Annotated in this window: 22 protein-coding genes; 14 read left to right on the top strand and 8 right to left on the bottom strand. The window is 60.6% G+C overall.

What is annotated here, in order from left to right; translation table 11 throughout:
- Positions 1-139 precede the first annotated feature (139 nt).
- Together IFT99_RS19420 and folE are read right to left on the bottom strand one after the other, a co-directional pair.
- On the bottom strand, positions 140-505 hold the full coding sequence (locus IFT99_RS19420; protein WP_192134421.1) for a glutathione S-transferase N-terminal domain-containing protein: 366 nt from the start codon (positions 503-505) through the stop codon (positions 140-142).
- 79 nt (positions 506-584) lie between these two features.
- Entirely contained in the window at positions 585-1,130 is a 546-nt protein-coding gene (gene folE, locus IFT99_RS19415; RefSeq protein WP_065989346.1) for a GTP cyclohydrolase I FolE, read from the bottom strand.
- Between the two features lie 235 nt (positions 1,131-1,365).
- On the opposite strand from folE, the gene IFT99_RS19410 reads away from it, so the two are divergent.
- Positions 1,366-1,566 carry a hypothetical protein gene (locus IFT99_RS19410; RefSeq protein WP_244160372.1) on the top strand — a complete coding sequence of 67 codons (201 nt, stop codon included), beginning with the start codon at positions 1,366-1,368 and terminating at the stop codon, positions 1,564-1,566.
- 470 nt (positions 1,567-2,036) lie between these two features.
- Here IFT99_RS19410 and IFT99_RS19405 read toward each other — a convergent pair whose 3' ends face one another.
- From IFT99_RS19405 to IFT99_RS19395, 3 genes are all read right to left on the bottom strand, one after another.
- Positions 2,037-2,597: a Smr/MutS family protein gene (locus IFT99_RS19405; protein ID WP_065989376.1), complete on the bottom strand. Its 561-nt coding sequence runs from the start codon at positions 2,595-2,597 to the stop codon at positions 2,037-2,039.
- Between the two features lie 106 nt (positions 2,598-2,703).
- The gene (locus tag IFT99_RS19400; protein WP_192134419.1) at positions 2,704-3,024 is read right to left on the bottom strand and encodes a hypothetical protein; all 321 of its coding nucleotides are present in this window, start codon (positions 3,022-3,024) and stop codon (positions 2,704-2,706) included.
- A gap of 234 nt (positions 3,025-3,258) precedes the next feature.
- Positions 3,259-3,882 carry a cysteine hydrolase family protein gene (locus IFT99_RS19395; RefSeq protein WP_065989378.1) on the bottom strand — a complete coding sequence of 208 codons (624 nt, stop codon included), beginning with the start codon at positions 3,880-3,882 and terminating at the stop codon, positions 3,259-3,261.
- 253 nt (positions 3,883-4,135) lie between these two features.
- Between IFT99_RS19395 and prmB the strand changes: the two genes are divergently transcribed.
- Positions 4,136-5,044 (top strand): 50S ribosomal protein L3 N(5)-glutamine methyltransferase, encoded by a 909-nt coding sequence (gene prmB / locus IFT99_RS19390; protein WP_065989379.1) that lies wholly within the window; start codon positions 4,136-4,138, stop codon positions 5,042-5,044.
- Between the two features lie 1,506 nt (positions 5,045-6,550).
- Here the strand turns inward: prmB and IFT99_RS19385 are convergent.
- Complete coding sequence (locus IFT99_RS19385) at positions 6,551-7,351, bottom strand: hypothetical protein (protein WP_065989380.1); 801 nt, start codon at positions 7,349-7,351, stop codon at positions 6,551-6,553.
- 128 nt (positions 7,352-7,479) lie between these two features.
- Entirely contained in the window at positions 7,480-8,475 is a 996-nt protein-coding gene (locus tag IFT99_RS19380) for an alpha/beta hydrolase (RefSeq protein WP_192134417.1), read from the bottom strand.
- Positions 8,476-8,602: 127 nt separating this feature from the next.
- Between IFT99_RS19380 and aroC the strand changes: the two genes are divergently transcribed.
- From aroC to IFT99_RS19350, 6 genes are all read left to right on the top strand, one after another.
- Positions 8,603-9,694, top strand: coding sequence for a chorismate synthase (aroC, locus tag IFT99_RS19375; RefSeq protein WP_065989382.1), 1,092 nt, complete (start codon positions 8,603-8,605; stop codon positions 9,692-9,694).
- Between the two features lie 31 nt (positions 9,695-9,725).
- A complete protein-coding gene (locus IFT99_RS19370) occupies positions 9,726-10,880 on the top strand; it encodes an MFS transporter (protein WP_192134598.1) in 1,155 nt (384 codons plus the stop codon).
- Positions 10,877-11,491, top strand: coding sequence for a methylthioribulose 1-phosphate dehydratase (locus IFT99_RS19365; RefSeq protein WP_192134414.1), 615 nt, complete (start codon positions 10,877-10,879; stop codon positions 11,489-11,491). The genes IFT99_RS19370 and IFT99_RS19365 overlap by 4 nt, the downstream gene beginning before the upstream one ends.
- A gap of 110 nt (positions 11,492-11,601) precedes the next feature.
- A complete protein-coding gene (locus IFT99_RS19360; protein WP_065989385.1) occupies positions 11,602-12,147 on the top strand; it encodes a 1,2-dihydroxy-3-keto-5-methylthiopentene dioxygenase in 546 nt (181 codons plus the stop codon).
- Positions 12,148-12,153: 6 nt separating this feature from the next.
- Entirely contained in the window at positions 12,154-12,837 is a 684-nt protein-coding gene (gene mtnC, locus IFT99_RS19355) for an acireductone synthase (RefSeq protein WP_192134412.1), read from the top strand.
- 322 nt (positions 12,838-13,159) lie between these two features.
- Complete coding sequence (locus IFT99_RS19350; protein ID WP_065989388.1) at positions 13,160-13,876, top strand: helix-turn-helix transcriptional regulator; 717 nt, start codon at positions 13,160-13,162, stop codon at positions 13,874-13,876.
- Positions 13,877-14,044: 168 nt separating this feature from the next.
- On the opposite strand, the gene IFT99_RS19345 is transcribed toward IFT99_RS19350, so the two are convergent.
- Positions 14,045-14,323, bottom strand: coding sequence for a DUF3509 domain-containing protein (locus IFT99_RS19345; protein ID WP_065989389.1), 279 nt, complete (start codon positions 14,321-14,323; stop codon positions 14,045-14,047).
- 511 nt (positions 14,324-14,834) lie between these two features.
- On the opposite strand from IFT99_RS19345, the gene IFT99_RS19340 reads away from it, so the two are divergent.
- From IFT99_RS19340 to IFT99_RS19315, 6 genes are all read left to right on the top strand, one after another.
- The gene (locus IFT99_RS19340) at positions 14,835-15,371 is read left to right on the top strand and encodes an ankyrin repeat domain-containing protein (RefSeq protein WP_244657025.1); all 537 of its coding nucleotides are present in this window, start codon (positions 14,835-14,837) and stop codon (positions 15,369-15,371) included.
- A gap of 67 nt (positions 15,372-15,438) precedes the next feature.
- Complete coding sequence (locus IFT99_RS19335) at positions 15,439-15,963, top strand: hypothetical protein (RefSeq protein ID WP_192134410.1); 525 nt, start codon at positions 15,439-15,441, stop codon at positions 15,961-15,963.
- Positions 15,964-16,072: 109 nt separating this feature from the next.
- A complete protein-coding gene (locus tag IFT99_RS19330) occupies positions 16,073-16,264 on the top strand; it encodes a PLDc N-terminal domain-containing protein (protein ID WP_037009073.1) in 192 nt (63 codons plus the stop codon).
- Positions 16,265-16,464: 200 nt separating this feature from the next.
- The gene (gene speE / locus IFT99_RS19325; RefSeq protein WP_192134408.1) at positions 16,465-17,325 is read left to right on the top strand and encodes a polyamine aminopropyltransferase; all 861 of its coding nucleotides are present in this window, start codon (positions 16,465-16,467) and stop codon (positions 17,323-17,325) included.
- Between the two features lie 127 nt (positions 17,326-17,452).
- Positions 17,453-17,704, top strand: a complete 252-nt coding sequence (locus IFT99_RS19320) for a helix-turn-helix domain-containing protein (RefSeq protein WP_192134406.1) — start codon at positions 17,453-17,455, stop codon at positions 17,702-17,704.
- Positions 17,701-18,912, top strand: coding sequence for a type II toxin-antitoxin system HipA family toxin (locus tag IFT99_RS19315; protein ID WP_446731144.1), 1,212 nt, complete (start codon positions 17,701-17,703; stop codon positions 18,910-18,912). Before IFT99_RS19320 ends, IFT99_RS19315 begins: the two co-directional genes overlap by 4 nt.
- Positions 18,913-19,038 lie beyond the last annotated feature (126 nt).

The raw sequence follows: 19,038 nt of genomic DNA, 5'->3' as shown, positions 1-19,038 counted from the left end.
ACACTGGATCTCTACCGGCAGGCACGCCGCCTTCGCGAGCAAGCTCGCTCCCACAGGTTTTGCACAATGGCTGAGAGGGTGAGTCGATCGCCGATCACGTTGGAGCGGCGTTGACCCATCGGCTATGTAAGCAGCACCGTCAAATCGCGGAGAATCGCTTCTCCAGGTAATCAACGATCACCTTCGATTCATACATCCACACTGTCTGACCTTCTTCCTCGATCCGCAGGCAAGGCACTTTGATCCGGCCGCCGCCACTCAGCAATGCCTGGCGATCCGGCTCGTTGTTCTTCGCGTCACGAAGGGCCACGGGCACGTTCAAACGGCGCAGCGCCCGGCGGGTTTTCACGCAGAACGGGCAGGCGTGGAACTGATACAGCGTCAACGCTTTCGCCGACGCATCGACGGCAGCCTGCGCTTCGGGAGAACGCTTCTTTTTGCTCGGCCGGGTCAGAAAATCGCCCGCGATCACGAGCTGTCCGAGCCCGACTCTCACTGCTTTCATCAACACGCTAAAACCTCACTCGGCGGCACGAACCGCCAGACAGCCGCAGCCTGATGCTGCGGCCTTCAGGACGCCGGGATCATTTGATCAGGCTGAGAAACTCGGTGCGGGTCGCGGCGTTTTCGCGGAATTCACCCAGCATCACCGACGTGATCATCGACGAATTCTGCTTTTCGACGCCGCGCATCATCATGCACATGTGCTTGGCTTCAATGACCACCGCCACACCCAGAGCGCCGGTGACCTGCTGAATGGCTTCGGCGATCTGGCGGCTGAGGTTTTCCTGGATCTGCAGACGACGGGCGTACATGTCGACGATGCGCGCGACCTTCGACAGGCCCAGCACTTTGCCGCTCGGGATATAGGCGACGTGGGCCTTGCCGATGAAGGGCAGCAGATGGTGTTCGCAGAGCGAATACAGCTCGATGTCCTTGACGACCACCATTTCGCTGTTGTCGGAGCTGAACAGCGCACCGTTGGTGACTTCTTCGAGGGTTTGCTCATAGCCGCGGCAAAGGTACTGCATGGCTTTGGCTGCGCGTTTCGGGGTGTCGCGCAGGCCTTCGCGGGAGACGTCTTCGCCGAGTTGACCGAGGATGGCGGTGTAGTTCTGTTCCAGAGTCACAGGGGTGTGTTCCGTGTGGGTTCAAAAAACGCAGGGTTGCAGGCCTGCAAAGGCGCACATAGTAGCGTAGCTGGACGCGCAGGGGTACGGCAGGCGGCCCGGACCCCTGCGGCATGGCGCCGCCGGGGCAGTGTCAGCTGACCTTTACCCAACCTTTACCGAGGGGATATGTCGGAATATGTCGGCGTGATGTCTGACGTAACGGGTGACAGATGCCCGGATGAAGAGAGTGCTCATGATGGTTAGCCGAATCGCGAAAATCGCACTGGTGATTGCCCTGGCGTCGTCGGTTTCGGGGTGTTTTTTCGGACCGGGTTGGGGCCGCCACGGCGGTGGCTGGCACGAACACCGTTATTACGACGGCGGCCCCTACGATGGCGGGCGGGGCGGTTATGGGCCCGGACCTGGACCTGGGCCGGGTTACTACCGCCGCTGATTGTCACTGATCATTTGAACGCGTAAAGCAAAGGCTGCGACGGGATTGCCCATGCCTCGCGGCCTTTTTTGTCGGCAGCTGCTTCGTACCTGTTTCGATACCTGATCGCTACCAAACCACGACGCGGATTCACGGGCGTGCGCTGTCAGAAGCAGCAGGTGATGAATGCCTGAGATCAAGCCCGTTTTGAGAGAGAAAACGAAATGTTGAGTCGTATAGCGAAAGTCGCGATGGTCATCGCGGTGATGTCAGCCATGTCCGGATGCTGGCCATTCTGGGGCCCGGGCGGGGGAGGCCACGGTGGTCACGGAGGCGGTGGCGGCGGCGGTCACTATGAAGGTGGCGGCCCGGGTGGTGGCGGCGGTGGCGGCGGTCCTGGTCCAGGTCCGCGCTGATCGGATAAACGCCCAATGAGCGGTGGGAGCGGGCGGGTTGGCGCTCCCACAGGGACTGGTCAGCAAGTCCCCGCGTTACTCGTCACGCCCTTCCATCATGGTCCGCTTGAGGATCACGTACACCGCACCGGCGCCGCCATGCTTGGCGATGCACGATGCGAATCCCAATACCTGCTGATGCTGGCGCAACCACGTGTTGACGTGGCTCTTGATCATCGGCCGCTTGCCGTCCAGCCGCACGGCCTTGCCGTGGGTAATGCGCACGCAACGCACTTCAAGCTTGGCCGCCTCGGCCAGGAATTCCCACATCGTCTCGCGCGCCATTTCGACGCTCATGCCGTGCAGGTCCAGGCTGCCTTCGAAGCTGATCTGCCCAAGCTTGAGCTTGCGCATCTGGCCTTCCTGCACCCCGTCACGGGCCCAGTACAACGTGTCTTCTGGGCCGACATCGATCACGAATTGGTCTGACAGGCCATCAACGGTAATCGTCGCATCGGAACGCACGGTGGCCGCCTGACGAAGCTTGGCCAGGTTCTTACGGTCGGTTTTGGGTTTTCCTACGTCCGCATGTTCAGTCTTGATGGGCTTTACGCCGCGAATCTCACTTCTGAACAGGGAAAAATCGTCGTCTTGCATGGTGGTCTCCGCGAAGGGGGCCAGTTTAACCGCGTCACGCCATAATCGGCGCGACTATCGATGATTTAGACTCTCGATGATTAAACGGCAGCGGATGACGCGAAGGTCAGTCGTGTTTCTTCATCAGATGGGGAGACATGTTGAGTTCACCGGCACGACGACGGCGGCGGCGACTGCGGCGCCAGAACCAGATACCGACGTACAGCATCAGCAAACCGATAATCACCGTCACCACGGCGCCCGCGGGACTGGCGTTGAGTTCGCCCAGCGCAACAGGGTTGCCGATCAGACTGGCAATGCCGGCCATGGCCAACAGCACGCCAGCGGTGGCCAGAACGGCCGAAATCGCAGCGATTATGCGCATCCGCCAGCTGCCCTGGCCCTTGGGGCGCAGGCGACGGGCATCAAAACCATCGGATATTTTCATTCCGATTTCCTCTATGGGTATCGGCGCTCTGACCAGCGCAGTGTGGGGGTGGTTCCCGCCTGGCCAGGTTTCAGGGGCATCGCGCATTGATTACGGATAGGCGGTCAGGTGAACAGGATTACCCTGCCTGACGACTGCATTTGTACGCCTTTTCTTCAGGAACTGCCGGAAAATGATCCGCGCGAGGGGCCTGCGCAGTCAGCTCGGTTGCAACAGCTCCTGTCGAGGGAGGAATCAGATCAGGTCTTTGGTCAGCGCCAGTTTGGCGAAGTTGTCGTTCATGATTGCCATCTCCGCCTGCTGCACCAGCTCGGCTTTGATGACACCGCTCGGGGTCGGCAGGTCGCGGGTGGCGCAGGCGTCTTCAACCAGCGTGCAGCGAAACCCGTAATCCTTGGCCGCGCGCACGGTGGTGCTGACGCTGGAGTGGCTCATGAAACCGCAGACCACCAGGTCCAGACGGCCACGGCTTTCCAGCAAGCTGTGCAGGGTGGTGCGGTCGTCGGTGGAGACCGTGCCATTCAGCGCGTTGGGCAGGCGTTTTTCGATGATGACTTCATCACCCTGTGGCTGCAGTTCGGGGACAAATTGCCCGCGCTCGCCCTGGGGATCGAACATGCCGCCGACGGTGCCGAGATGGCGCACGTGAATGATCGGCGACTTCGCAGCACGGGCTGCGGCGACCAGTTTGACGATGTTGTTGATGGCGTCCTGAACGCCGGTCAGGGCCAGGGGGCCGCTGAGGTATTCCTTCTGCGCATCGATGATGATCAGCGTGGCATTACTCAATGTCGCCGCTGCGTATTCACGGCCACTGAGTTGAAACATGGTCTTTGGACCAGTGTTTGAAACAGACATCGGGGGGCTCCTTCGAGTGGGGCTTTTGCCACATTGTCCACTGGCAGAGCGATTCTGTGAATCGCCGTGCGCACAGACCTCGCTATTTTGCCGGGCTTCAAGCCGTCGAGCAGGTCGCGGTTGCTGTCATAGTGCCTGCAAAACGAGGCAAAGACTGCGGAAAATTTTGCGCGGGGCCGTCGCGCCCGGTGCGGGATCGTTTGTTGCGTGGATGGCTGATAGAATCGCCCGTCGTTTTTTCAAGGAGTCTGCCGTGATCACTTCCCGCCTGCGCACCCTGCGCGATCATATCCGTTGGGCTGTCAGCCGATTCCACGGGGAAGACCTGTTTTTCGGTCATGGCACCGACAACGCGTGGGACGAAGCTCGCCAGCTGGTGCTCGGCGCCCTGCACCTGCCGTGGGAAATTGCCGACAGTTACCTGGATTGCAACCTGGAAGACGAAGAGCTGGTGGCGGTTCAACACCTGATCAAGCGACGCATCGAAGAGCGCGTGCCCACGGCGTATCTGCTGGGTGAAGCGTGGTTCTGCGGGATGTCATTTATCGTGGATGAGCGCGTGCTGATTCCGCGCTCGCCCATCGGTGAACTGATCGAGCAGCGGTTCGCACCCTGGCTGGCCAGCGATCCGGCCCGCATTCTCGACCTTTGCACCGGCTCCGGCTGCATTGGCATCGCCTGCGCCGACGTGTTCCCCGACGCTGAAGTGGTGTTGGCGGATCTGTCGTTCGAGGCGCTGGAAGTGGCGAATCAGAACATCGAGCGCCATGGTGTGGATCAGCGCGTGTACACCGTGCAGGGCGATGGTTTCGACGGCCTGCCGGGCCAGCGTTTTGACCTGATCGTGTCCAACCCGCCGTACGTCGATGCCGAAGATTTCGCCGACATGCCCGACGAATACCAGCACGAACCCGAGCTGGCGCTGGCCTGCGGTGACGACGGCTTGAACCTGGTGCGGCGCATGCTGGCCCAGGCAGCGGACCACCTGGAGGAAAAGGGCTTGTTGATCGTGGAAGTCGGCAACAGCCAGGTTCACGTCGAAGCGCTGTACCCGGAAGTGGATTTCGCCTGGCTGGAATTCGAGCGCGGCGGCCACGGCGTGTTCATGCTGACGGCCGAGCAGTGCCGCAATCATCAAGACCTCTTCGCGGCGCGGATCTAGTCAGGCCATCCGCGGGCCTCTTCCCGGCTAAAGCCAGTCCCACGAGGACAGGGCATCCATCCAGATTCACCGCGTATGCTGGATGTAGGACCGGCTTCAGCCGGGAAGGCGTCGGTTGTCACGCCACACATCTGATGGCGAGCACACTGGCCTCTTCCCGGCTAAAGCCGGTCCCACGAGGACACCGCATCCATCCAGATTCACCGTGTATCCTGGATGTAGGACCGGCTTCAGCCGGGAAGGCGTCGGTTGTCACGCCGCAAATCTGATGGCGAGCACACGGGCCTCTTCCCGGCTAAAGCCGGTCCCACGAGGACACGGCATCCATCCAGATTCACCGCGCATGCTGGATGTAGGACCGGCTTCAGCCGGGAAGGCGTCGGTCGTCACGCCGCAAATCTGATGGCGAGCACACGGGCCTCTTCCCGGCTAAAGCCGGTCCCACGAGGACACGGCATCCATCCAGATTCACCGCGCATGCTGGATGTAGGACCGGCTTCAGCCGGGAAGGCGTCGGTCGTCACGCCGCAAATCTGATGGCGAGCACACGGGCCTCTTCCCGGCTAAAGCCGGTCCCACGAGGACACGGCATCCATCCAGATTCACCGCGCATGCTGGATGTAGGACCGGCTTCAGCCGGGAAGGCGTCGGTCGTCACGCCGCAAATCTGATGGCGAGCACACGGGCCTCTTCCCGGCTAAAGCCGGTCCCACGAGGACACGGCATCCATCCAGATTCACCGCGCATGCTGGATGTAGGACCGGCTTCAGCCGGGAAGGCGTCGGTCGTCACGCCGCAAATCTGATGGCGAGCACACGGGCCTCTTCCCGGCTAAAGCCGGTCCCACGAGGACACGGCATCCATCCAGATTCACCGCGCATGCTGGATGTAGGACCGGCTTCAGCCGGGAAGGCGTCGGTCGTCACGCCGCAAATCTGATGGCGAGCACACGGGCCTCTTCCCGGCTAAAGCCGGTCCCACGAGGACACGGCATCCATCCAGATTCACCGCGCATGCTGGATGTAGGACCGGCTTCAGCCGGGAAGGCGTCGGTCGTCACGCCGCAAATCTGATGGCGAGCACACGGGCCTCTTCCCGGCTAAAGCCGGTCCCACGAGGACATCGCATCCATCCAGATTCACCGCGCATGCTGGATGTAGGACCGGCTTCCGCCGGGAAGGCGTCGGTTGTCACGCCACACATCTGATGGCGAGCACACTGGCCTCTTCCCGGCTAAAGCCGGTCCCACGAGGACACCGCATCCATCCAGATTCACCGTGTATCCTGGATGTAGGACCGGCTTCAGCCGGGAAGGCGTCGGTTGTCACGCCGCAAATCTGAGGGCGAGCACACGGGCCTCTTCCCGGCTAAAGCCGGTCCCACGAGGACACGGCATCCATCCAGATTCACCGCGCATGCTGATGTAGGACCGGCTTCAGCCGGGAAGGCGTCGGTTGTCACGCCACACATCTGATGGCGAGCGCACGGGCCTGGCTTAACGCCGAGTCACCGGTGCGTTGCAATCCAGATCAGGAGGCCGGCCTGAAACACGGCAAAGGTCACCAGGCAGGCGATGGTGAAGCGCAAGCCGGCGTCGTCCCGGCGGTATTTGTTGACCTTGTCTTCGGTCTTCTTGATCGTAACGTCCTGTTCCTGAATCCTCTGTTCGGCCTGTTGCAGCATCTGCGCGGCGTCGAGGATCTGCACGATCTGGATTTTGTCGGCGTTCCAGGTGTTATTCAGGTTGCCGACCTTGGCGTCCTTGATGGTGCCTTTCAGGTGTTGCGCATCGGCGTAGACGACTTCGAAACCCTGGGTTTTGAGGAAGTGATCACGACGCAGGCGCGTGTCCTCGTTGAGCGCATCCTTGTTGGCCAGCGCAACGCCTTCGATCTTGTACGCGGCGCAACGTTTCTGTGCCCAGGTGATGCCCTGAGCCAGCATGAAGCGCCCCAGACCGCGGTTCCACGGGTCGATCTGCAAACCGGATTCCGGGCCGACGCGGACGCTGCGATTGGCGTGGTCCACCCAGATATCCAGTCGATTCTGCTCTTTACGGACCTTCTGCCCCGGCAACTGATAGCTCATGCGCAGCAGGCTGAATTCCTTGTTGTGGCGCTCGGCCTTGCCGAACTCGACGAAGCGCAGCGGGCGTGCGCCGGTGGCGCGGTCGGTGGGCAGAGGCGCCAGACGCAGCATCGAGAAGTGCTCGGCGTGGACTTCTTCCCACAGCACAGGCGCGGCGACTTCGCCTTCTTTGGCATCGGTCGGATCGACCGCGTCGGTTTGCATGGTTGCTTCTGTCATCACGGCGATCCTGTTATCGACATTGCCTGGCACATGGCACCGGCACACGATGCCAGCAGACTGCTATCGGCCGTTTCTGACGAAGCTGAAGGGATCCTGCGTCGAGCTCGAATCGAAGAGAGCCGGCCTCAGGCGGCCGGTATCGAGTCGAGGAATTTCAGGATGCGATCGGTGACTTCGCTGGCCAGCGGCAGCTGTGGATCCTTGTAGGACGCCAACTGCCGCTTGATGTCCATCGGCACGATGCGCAGCACGTGGTTCATGCCGTCGATAATCGCCAGTTGCGAGTCGGGTTTGGCCTTGTGCAGCAGCTCGGCATCGCCCACGCCTACTTGCATGTCGTTGCGCCCCTGAATGATCAGCGTCGGGATCTTCAACTGCCCGAACGCCGCCGTCGGGTTCTGCCGGAACAATGAAATCAGATAAGGCTGCACACTCGGCCGGAACACCACCTGAAGGGGCTCGGGCACGTCGTTGTCGGTCTTGCCGGCTTTGATCTCTTCGATCAGTTGCTCACTGCGCGCCAGCAGCGGAGGAGGGAGGCGATCCTGCAATTGCTCGCGGACCACTTGATCCACCGGGCGACCGGTGCCGGCTACCGAGATCAACGCCACGGCGCCCGCACGTTCCGCCGCCAGGGTGGCGACCAGCGCGCCCTCGCTGTGGCCCATCAGAACCAGAGGGCCCAGGCGCGAGTCGGTCTTGAGCTTGGCGGCCCAGGCGACCGCGTCGTCGACGTACTTTTCGATGCTCAGATCGCGCTCGTCCGGGGTGGCAGGGCGACTGGCCGCGACGCCGCGCTTGTCGTAACGCACGCTGGCGATGTTGTGCTTGGCGAGGATCAGCGCGAGACGCTTCATGCTGTCGTTGCGCCCGCCGTCGGAGTTGTTGCCGTCACGGTCGGTCGGCCCCGAACCGGCGATGATCAACACCACTGGCACGGGTTTGGTCGATTTGGGCAGCAGCAGCGTGCCGAACAGCTCGCCGGTCCCGGTGTCCAGGCTGATGGGGCGCTGCAGTACGACGGGCGTTCCGGCGTGGGCGATGGAGGACAGCAGGGTCAGGCTCAAGATGATCGCTCGCAGCGGCCAGAAGCCGCGAATCAGGGGTAAGGCGCTTAGCATTGCAGGACCGTCATCAATAAAGTGTCAATTGGACGCGGGCAAATGAATAAGGTTCGAGGATGAACTGCGCCATAAGCCTGCGTATACTGGCGCGCTTGAGTTTTTGAACGTCCTCGGAGCCTCCCGCATGTCCGGCAATACCTACGGCAAGCTGTTCACTGTCACCACTGCCGGCGAAAGCCACGGTCCGGCACTGGTTGCCATCGTTGACGGCTGCCCGCCGGGCATCGAGCTGTCGCTGGAAGACCTGCAGCGTGACCTCGACCGCCGCAAGCCGGGGACCAGCCGCCACACCACCCAGCGTCAGGAGCCCGACGAGGTCGAAATCCTCTCCGGCGTCTTCGAAGGCAAGACCACCGGCGCGTCCATCGGCCTGCTGATCCGCAACACCGATCAGAAGTCCAAGGACTATTCAGCGATCAAGGACCTGTTCCGGCCCGCCCACGCCGATTACACCTACCACCATAAATACGGACTCCGCGACTACCGTGGCGGCGGTCGCAGCTCGGCGCGGGAGACCGCCATGCGCGTCGCCGCCGGGGCCATCGCCAAGAAGTTTCTCGCCACCCAGGGCATTACCGTTCGCGGCTACATGAGCCAGCTCGGCCCGATCGAAATCCCGTTCAAGACCTGGGATTCGGTGGAAGACAACGCGTTCTTCAGCCCCGACCCGAGCAAGGTGCCGGAGCTGGAAGCCTACATGGATCAGCTGCGTCGCGATCAGGATTCGGTGGGCGCGAAGATCACGGTTGTGGCCGAAGGCGTGATGCCGGGCCTGGGCGAGCCGATTTTCGACCGTCTCGACGCCGAACTGGCCCACGCGCTGATGAGCATCAACGCGGTCAAGGGCGTCGAGATCGGCGCCGGCTTTGCCTGCGTTGCCCAGCGCGGCACCGAGCATCGCGATGAGATGAGCCCCGAGGGTTTTCTGTCGAACAACGCCGGCGGCATCCTCGGCGGGATTTCGTCCGGCCAGCCGATCATTGCGCACCTGGCACTGAAGGCGACGTCCAGCATCACCACGCCGGGGCACTCGATCGACGTCGATGGCAACTCCGTTGAAGTCATCACCAAAGGCCGCCACGACCCGTGCGTCGGCATCCGCGCCACGCCCATTGCCGAAGCGATGATGGCCATCGTGCTGGTCGACCACCTGCTGCGCCATCGCGGCCAAAACGCTGACGTGCGTGTCACGACGCCGATTCTGGGTCAGCTGTAATGCCTGAGCCGCGCGTTGCCGCCGCGGTCATCTGAGCGTGGCGGCGCTTCCTTACTGGCGCCTCGCCAGCTTCTATCTCTTCTACTTCGCCCTGCTTGGGGCTACGGCGCCTTACATGGCGCTGTATTTCAGCCACCTGGGTTTTTCCGCTGCGCGCATCGGCGAGTTGGTAGCGATCCCGATGCTGATGCGCTGTGTCGCGCCCAATGTCTGGGGCTGGCTCGGCGATCACACCGGGCGACGTCTGGCCATCGTGCGCTTTGGCGCTCTCTGCGGGCTGGCCTGTTTCAGCCTGATTCTCGTCGACACGTCCTACGCCTGGCTGGCAATGGTCATGGCGCTCTATGCGTTTTTCTGGCACGCGGTGCTGCCGCAGTTCGAAGTCATCACGCTGACGCATTTGCAGGGCCAGACTTCCCGCTACAGCCAGATCCGGCTGTGGGGATCGATCGGCTTCATCCTCTCGGTGGTCGTGCTGGGCCGGATGCTCGAGTGGTTCAGCCTGGATTACTACCCGCAACTCTTGCTGCTCATTCTGGTCGGCATTGTCGCCAGCAGTTGGTGGGTGCCGAATGCACAACCGGTGGTCTCGGGCGCGCGGGTCGCGGGGGAGGGGTTTCTCAGGCAGTTGATGAGGCCGGGCGTGCTGGCGTTTTACGTCAGCGTCGCCCTGATACAACTCAGCCACGGGCCGTATAACACTTTTCTTACGCTGCACCTGGAACACCTCGGTTACACCCGCGGCATCATTGGCCTGCTCTGGGCGCTGGGGGTGATTGCCGAAGTGTTGATGTTCATGCTGATGAGCCGTGTGCTGCAGCGATTCAGTGTCCGCCAGGTGCTGATGACCAGCTTCGTGATCGCCGCCTTGCGCTGGCTTTTACTGGGTAATCTGGCCGATCATCTGGCGATTCTGATCGTCGCCCAACTGATGCACGCGGCCACCTTCGGCAGTTTTCATGCCTCGGCCGTGCACTACGTGCAACGCAGCTTCGGCCCGCGCCAGCAGGGTCAGGGTCAGGCGCTGTACGCCGCCCTTTCCGGCACCGGCGGGGCGATGGGCGCTTTGTATGCCGGGTACAGCTGGAATGCGCTGGGCGCCAGTTGGACCTTTGCCATTGCGAGTCTGGCGGCCGTGGCCGCTGCTGTTCTGACCGCCACATGTATGAAAGAGGAGCGCGTATGAGTCGCGAAGCACTGGTGCGGGAAATCATCGAAGCGGGGCAGTTTTTGTACGCCCGGGGCTGGTCGCCCGCCACCAGCAGCAATTATTCCGTGCGCCTGTCGCCGACCGAAGCGCTGCTGACCGTCTCCGGCAAGCACAAGGGCCAGTTGGGCATGGACGACGTGCTGGCCACCGACCTTGCCGGCAACAGCCTGGAGCCCGGCAAAAAGCCGTCGGCTGAAACCCTGCTGCACACGCAGCTTTATAGCTGCAAGCCGGCGGTGGGCGCGGTACTGCACACCCATTCGGTCAACGCCACCGTGCTGTCCCGGCTCACGGCCGGTGATCATCTGGTGTTCGAGGACTACGAGCTGCAAAAGGCCTTCAGCGGCGTTTCCACCCACGAATCAAAAGTGCTGGTACCGATTTTCGACAACGATCAGGACATCGCCCGGCTCGCCGACAAGGTCCAGCCCTGGCTGGATCAACACCCTGACTGCGCCGGTTACCTGATTCGCGGTCATGGTTTGTACACCTGGGGCGCGAAAATGAGCGATGCCTTGCGCCAGATCGAAGCCTTCGAATTCTTGTTCGAATGCGAGCTCAAGACGCTGTCCGTGCTCAACCGCTGATCCCTGACGTACGCAACGATCAACGCACCGCAGCGTTCCCACTGCCTGAATCAACGTGTCGGATCGGCCCCAGAGCCGACCGATGCGGACCGAACCGAGGAAGCCCCGAAATGAGCAGTCTGTCCGTTTATCACGTGTCATCCCCCGAGCTGCCCAACAAGGTCCTGACGCACCTGGAAGACATTGCCTCGACCCTGGCCGAGCACGGTGTGGCGTTCGACCGCTGGCAGGCGGCAGCGCCCATCACCCCCGGCGCCAGCCAGGAGGAGGTCGTCGCGGCCTACCGCACCCAGATTGACAGGCTGATGACCGAGCGCGGTTACGTGACCGTCGACGTGATCAGCCTCAACAGCGATCACCCGCAGAAGGCCGAACTGCGCGCCAAGTTCCTCGAGGAGCACCAGCATGGCGAAGATGAAGTGCGTTTCTTCGTTGCCGGCCGTGGGCTGTTTACCCTGCACATCGACGACTTTGTCTACGCCGTGCTGTGCGAAAAAAACGACCTGATCTCGGTGCCGGCCGGCACCCGCCACTGGTTCGACATGGGCGAGAATCCGCATTTCGTCGCCATCCGCCTGTTCAATAACCCGGAGGGCTGGGTGGCCAAATTCACCGGCGAAAGCATCGCCGGCCAGTTCCCGCGTCTGGAAGACTGATTACCCATGACCATTAAAGCGATCCTGACCGATATCGAAGGCACCACCAGCGCGGTGAGCTTCGTCTTCGACGTGCTCTTTCCGTATGCCAAACAGCATCTGCCCGCGTTCGTTCGCGAGCATGCCGCCGACCCCGAGGTGGCCGCGCAGTTGCAGGCCGTGCGCAACGACAGTGCCGAACCCGATGCGAGCGTCGATCGGGTGATCGAGATCCTGCTGCAATGGATCGCCGAAGATCGCAAAGCCACGCCGCTGAAAGCCTTGCAAGGCATGGTCTGGCAGCAGGGTTATCAGGCCGGCCAGCTCAAGGGGCATGTCTACCCGGACGCCGTGGAGGCGCTGAAACGCTGGCATCAGGCGGGGTACGCGCTTTACGTCTACTCCTCGGGCTCGATCCAGGCGCAGAAGCTGATCTTTGGTTACTCCGAGGCGGGCGATCTGTCCGGACTGTTCAGCGGCTACTTTGACACCACCTCCGGGCCCAAGCGGGAGGAGGCGTCCTATCGATCGATTGCGTCGAGCATCGGTCAGCCGGCGGACGCCATTCTGTTTCTGTCTGACATCGTGGAAGAGCTCGATGCGGCGCAAGGGGCCGGCATGGTCACCTGCGCACTGGTGCGCGATGGCGGAGAACTGGATGGGCACATCAACGTCAGCAGTTTTACGGGGATAGAGCCCTGCGCTTTCTGACGATTCAAGCGTGCTGAAAACCGACGGCCGATGTCTTTGACATTGGCCGTTTTTGTATCCAAATGCGGAAAAATGTAAGTTGGTTTTTGTTCGTTTGTGGGAAGTTGCTTGTTTTACGGTCAGGCATGCCTGTTTGTTTTTGACGCTGTGTTTAACCCTCCTCGACTGTGTAACCCTTCGCCTGCCGGACCCTGACAGCTTTTGAGTGCGCCTCGTGCGGTCGTGTTGACGACAGCACCTGACGCCGTTTTCAGCTGCCATGCATAAAAAATCCAAGGGGCATCAGGGCCGCGCATTTGATGGTTTTAAACGGGAGGGGAACATGAAAAACGCGCAGACAGGGACGCTGAGTCCGTTGATACAACAAATGGTCACCAGCATCACTGAACAGGATGGCGATGCGGCCATCGCCAACGCACTTGACTGGCTGAGAGCTGAATGCCGCAGCGAACGGGCCATGCTCTATCAGTACCGAAACGGCGTGCTCCTCAGTTGCATCACGTCGAACGTCGACAGCTACTGGAAGGACCTTTATTGCCAGGGACGCCTGATGATCGAGGACCCGGTTATCCGCTGCTACCGACACACCATGGGCTTTCTGAATTGGGAAGAGGCCTTCAAGACCTACCCGCCATCACCCGCCTACATGGCGGCGGTGGAGGATTGCGACCTGCTGCCGGCCTTCTCCTACGGCTACAGCAGCCAGACGCGGGCCAATCAGGGTGTCATCACCATTTGCACGCTCAACGGCATGGAGCGCCCGCTGACCCACAACGATCGTTACCTGCTGACGAGTCTGGTGCCGATGCTTCATGTGGCGGGGAAAGGGCGTCAACTGCAGACCCGGGCGCTGTCGCCCAAAGAGCTGGAAATTCTCAAGTGGGCGCGGGAAGGCAAGACGGCGTGGGAGATCGGGCTGATAAAGGAAGTCTCGGAAGCAACCGTCAAACATCACTTCAAGAGCATCTACGCCAAGCTCGGGGTGACCAATCGCGCGCAGGCGGTGGGCGAGGCGTTGTGCCGAGGGATTATTCAATAGGCCCGCTCTGACAGACAGCGCCGCAATGACTGTCATTGCGTGAAGAGAGTGACCCGAAAAAAGCTCAAAAAAAACCGCGATAGCATCAACTATCGCGGGAATCTACAAGGGATGCTTCGATGAGAGTGAAACGTGCTGCTGCCGGAACGCAATGTTCCGGCCTGATACCTATCGGGTGTGATAAGTAGGCAAATCAAAACGGTGCTGGCTTTGCAACATCGAGATGGCGGGCAGCTCGCTGGCTTGTGCGGCCAGGTCGCGACGAATCGCGCTGATCACCCATTCCAGTTGCACTGGGGTGTGCAGTTGAGCGTAGGACACGCAGCGACGGATGTTGGTGCCTTGATCGTTACGCAGAGTCAACAGAACCCCACCGTCCGGACGCGGTTGAGTGGTGACTTCGAAATCGGAAAATACGGATGCGAATTTTTCTTGGATGAAAGTCATGTCTAGAGGCTCCATTGCTCATGGGATAACAAGCTTGGAATGACTAGTGCAGTGACTGTGCCAGTTTTTGAGGTTAAATAAATATCAATGAAATCAGCGGCTTACGGTTTTTTAAAAAATGCTGCCTCGTGCAATTTGCATGAATGCCTCTCGTGCATCCTGCAATTTACCGGAGTTGGGAGTGAGTAGTGGGCGACGCGGGGAGGGGTGCACGCATTGCGTGACATAACTGAGACAGCGGTATAGGGGATTTATTTCACGTTGTTGCGAAATTTTCTCGGTGAGCGTTCAGGCGCCACTATCACCTCCATTGAAACCGATGGTTGGGCGCCGATCATTGGTGCTGGCAGGGTTGGCGTCATGTGCGACGGCGCCCTCTGCGCTGCGCGCCTGGAGTTGTTGCTGTGAGTGGAACTACACGCTTTGTCCATGGTTCATAGATTGCCTGGCCCGTAGATCGCCGCATCCCTTGATTCATACCGCGCAATGCATTGCGCTACTGGAGTTACCTATGTCCGAAGTCCCCAACACGACCGGTTCTGCCACGCGCATGACAGACGAAGAAGCACTGGAATTTGCCGAGCAGGTATTCGACCGGGCCCGTGCTGGCGACGCCCCGATGCTCGACCGGCTGCTGGAAAACGGCTTGACCCCCAATCTTCGCAACCACAAAGGCGACACGCTGTTGATGCTGGCCAGCTATCACGGTCATCAAGACGCCGTGCGGGTGCTGCTCAAGCACAAGGCTGATCCTGAACTGCGCAACGACAACGGCCAGAGCCCCATCGCCGGCGCTGCTTTCAAAGGCGATCTGGAAACCGTGAAGATCCTCGTGGAAGCCGGCGCAGAGGTTGAAGGCGCTTCCGCCGACGGCCGCACGGCATTGATGATGGCGGCGATGTTCAACCGTACCGCGATCGTCGATTACCTGATCTCCAAGGGTGCCAACCCTCATATTCAGGATGCCAAGGGCGTCACTCCGCTGATGGCCGCGCAGACCATGGGTGCGACCGAGACCGCCGAGCAGCTCACCCGTCTGGGGGCGTAAGCGATAGAGGCGCGCCGCATTTCCAGCTATTCTGCGCGCCTGTTTTCCAGCCCTCGGACGATCTGCCATGAAAGCTTCACTCATCGAATTCATCAGCAAGATCAGCTCCGGCTGCATGAGCGATGAAGAAATCGAAAAAATCGCCGATGAGGCCACCCAGGCTTACGGCGATCCCGATGCGTTCCTGACCGCCAACCCTGACATCAATTTCGACGACACCTTCCCGATCCCGCTGGGGGAGTGGGTGGTGATCGGCAGCCTTCCCGACACCGTGTTGTTTCAGGCCGATACCTATCCCGACCTGCTCACCGAGATTATGGCGTCGTTTGGCCCGAACGTAATGTTCAACATCAAGCCCAAACAGCTGACCAAGGCCGAACCGCTGGCCGCGCTTAACCGTATACAGATTCAGCTGTCCAGCATGAACAAGGACATGGGCGGGTACGTGTTGATGGACGTCAGCGAGCCGCTGGACCACGTGCTGCAAACGGTGCTGGTCTACGGCGCCGACGTTGAGAGAGTCATGGCACTCGGCGTTGAACTCGGCCTATTGATCGAGCCCGCGCTGGAGGCGCTCAAGGCGCAGATTTGATCGCCTTCGACGCGTTTTGCTGCGCAGACAAATATCCCTGCCGACCAACGGAACCCTCGTTGCAGGCCACTACTCTCAAGTGGGCAAGCCTTCAATAAGGAGCAACACCATGGGTTCTACTTTCAACGGTCTGATCGGCCTGATCATTCTGGCGCTGGATATCTGGGCCATCATCAACGTGCTGAAAAGCGGCGCGGAAACCGGGAAGAAAATTCTCTGGATTTTGTTGATCGTCATCCTGCCGGTGCTGGGCCTGATCATCTGGGCAATCGCTGGTCCGCGCGGCAACGTGCGTATCTAGTAGCGTGCATCTCTAGAAGCGCAGCAAGGCTTCAGAACACATCACGCCCGACTGGCCTGGCCAGTCGGGCGTTTTTGTTGGGGGCGGATCACCCTTGCGCCGCCGCGACATTCGACCTGTCATGCGCCGCGACGTAGAATGCGCGCCTTATTGTGGGCGGCGCGCCGTCCTGTCATCAGTAGTTATCGGGGACTCCATCCATGAGCGATTATCAAGAAACGTTGTACGAAGGCTATGGCCAGCGCTTTCGCATGGAAAAAATGCTGCATGAAGTGCGCACCGAGCATCAGCATCTGGTGATCTTCCAGAACCCGCGCATGGGTCGCGTCATGGCGCTGGACGGCGTGATTCAGACCACTGAAGCCGACGAGTTCATTTATCACGAGATGCTCACCCACGTGCCGATTCTGGCCCACGGCCGCGCCAAACGCGTCCTGATCATCGGCGGTGGCGACGGCGGCATGCTGCGCGAAGTCGCCAAGCACGCGACGGTCGAGCACATCACCATGGTCGAGATCGACGGCACCGTGGTCGAGATGTGCAAGGAATACCTGCCGAATCACTCCAAAGGCGCTTTCGATGATTCGCGTCTGAACCTGGTCATCGACGACGGCATGCGCTTCGTTGCCAACACCCAGGAAAAATTCGACGTCATCATTTCCGATTCCACCGACCCGATCGGGCCGGGCGAAGTGCTGTTCTCGGAGAATTTCTACCAGGCCTGCCATCGCTGCCTCAACGAAGGCGGCATTCTGGTCACGCAGAACGGCACGCCATTCATGCAGCTGAGCGAAGTGCAAACCACGGCAGGGCGCATGAATGGACTGTTCGCCGACTGGCATTTCTATCAGGCAGCGGTGCCCACCTACATTGGCGGCGCGATGACCTTTGCCTGGGGCTCTACGGATTCCCAGCACCGCAAGATTTCGCTGGACACTTTGCATCAGCGGTTCGCCGGCAGCGGCATCGTCACCCGTTACTACAACCCTGAGGTCCACATCGGCGCCTTCGCATTGCCGCAGTACGTGCTTCAGGCGATCAGCAAGCCAAGCAACGCCTGACCCCGCTGCAAGGTTACGTAAACCTGACATCCATGGGCTGATGTCAGGTAAACGTAACTTCTCCTTGATCGCCCTGCATGTCACGTATACATTCCATTCATCGTTGAATGTTATGCAGGCGTGACAAATGGACGCGACGTTGTTGCTTGAGCGGCTGGGTAGCCAGATCGAAGAAATGCGTAGGTCCCGCGGGCTGACTCAGGTTCAGTTGGCCTACCAGTCGGGCATGACACGGCAAAAGCTTGCCGAAGTCGAAAAAGGCAGCCCGACCGTGGCGGTGAATTTCTACGCCAAGGTCCTGGCCGCGTTGAATGCCGAGATAAAAGTCGTCTCCGCACGACGTCCGACGTTTGAAGAGCTGCGCGAGGTGTTCCAGTGAAACCCCTGGATCGTGTACGCATTTTTACCCCGGAGGGTGAGAGTGGTGAGCTGTCGGCATCGGCGTCCGGCGACTACCTGTTTCGCTACGGCCTGGACGCCAGCCCGGCGTCGCAGATCAGCCTGACCATGGGGGTTCGCGATGCGGCCTACGTATCGCGCAGCCTGCACCCGGTCTTCCAGATGAACCTCCCCGAAGGCTTCGTGCTGGAACAGCTGCGCAATCGCCTCGCTAAAACCACACCCATCAACCCGATGCTGCTCATGGCATTGACCGGCAGCGGTTCGCCGGTCGGCCGCGTGGCGGTGGCGTCTCCCATGATCGACGAGTTGCTGGGTGGCGCGGGCCCCGTCCCAGGCAGAAGCCTGGGGCAGATACTCAGTTGGGACGGGACGCAGGATCTGTTTGCCGAACTGGTCGATCAGTACATTTTGCGCACCGGGATTTCAGGTGTTCAGCCCAAAGTCATCGTGCCCGATTCGGATTTCGTGACGCACCCGAAAGCCACGCTGTTGATGCCGGAACTGATCGTCAAATCGGGGAGGGCGGACTTCCCCGGGTTGGCCGTTAACGAGTACGTATGCATGGACGCTGCGCGCAGGGCCGGCATGCCGGTGCCGGAATTTCATCTGTCGGATAACCGCCAGCTGTTCGTCATGCGCCGTTTTGATCGTGATGCTGAGCAGCGGGCCATCGGCTTCGAGGACATGGCTGTGCTGATGGGCCGGGGCACCGAGCAGAAATACGACTCCAGCTACGAAAACATCGCCAAGGCCATTCGCCTGTTTTGCGCGCCTGAGCATGTGCGTGAATCGCTGGATCAATTCTTCGACATCGTCGCGCTCAGTTGCATGGTCGGCAACGGCGACGCCCATCTGAAGAACTTCGGGGTGTTGTATCGCGACCCGCTGGGGGCGGACGCGCAACTGGCGCCGGCCTACGACATCGTCAACACCACCGCGTACATAAAGGACGACGCGCTTGCCCTGCGTCTGGATGGCTCAAAGAGCCTGTTCGGATCGCGGCTCGGCATTCTGAGCCTGGCGTCGACCTGTGACATCCGCAAACCGAACGTGCGCATTGCGCGACTGATCGCGGCCGTGCAGGCGTCCCTGCAGGAAAACGCCTCGCTCCACCCCCACGCGCCCCTTGTCTTTGAAGCCATCGAGCACGCCGTCGAGCGCTATGCCCAGACGTTCAAGGTTTAATCCTGATTCGAGGCTTTGTAAGAAAATATGTGAGGGGGGACTAATCAACGGAATTTTCACCGTTTCTTCGGGAAGATTCGCGCCGTTCCGAGACTGCTCCCTGATTGTGATAACCGTTTGTGCCGA

This window comes from Pseudomonas sp. CFBP 8772 (assembly GCF_014841665.1).
In the GTDB taxonomy this organism is placed as follows: domain Bacteria; phylum Pseudomonadota; class Gammaproteobacteria; order Pseudomonadales; family Pseudomonadaceae; genus Aquipseudomonas; species Aquipseudomonas graminis_B.
Note: the sequence above shows the minus strand (reverse complement) of the source record. Positions and strands in the feature narration are given on the sequence as shown.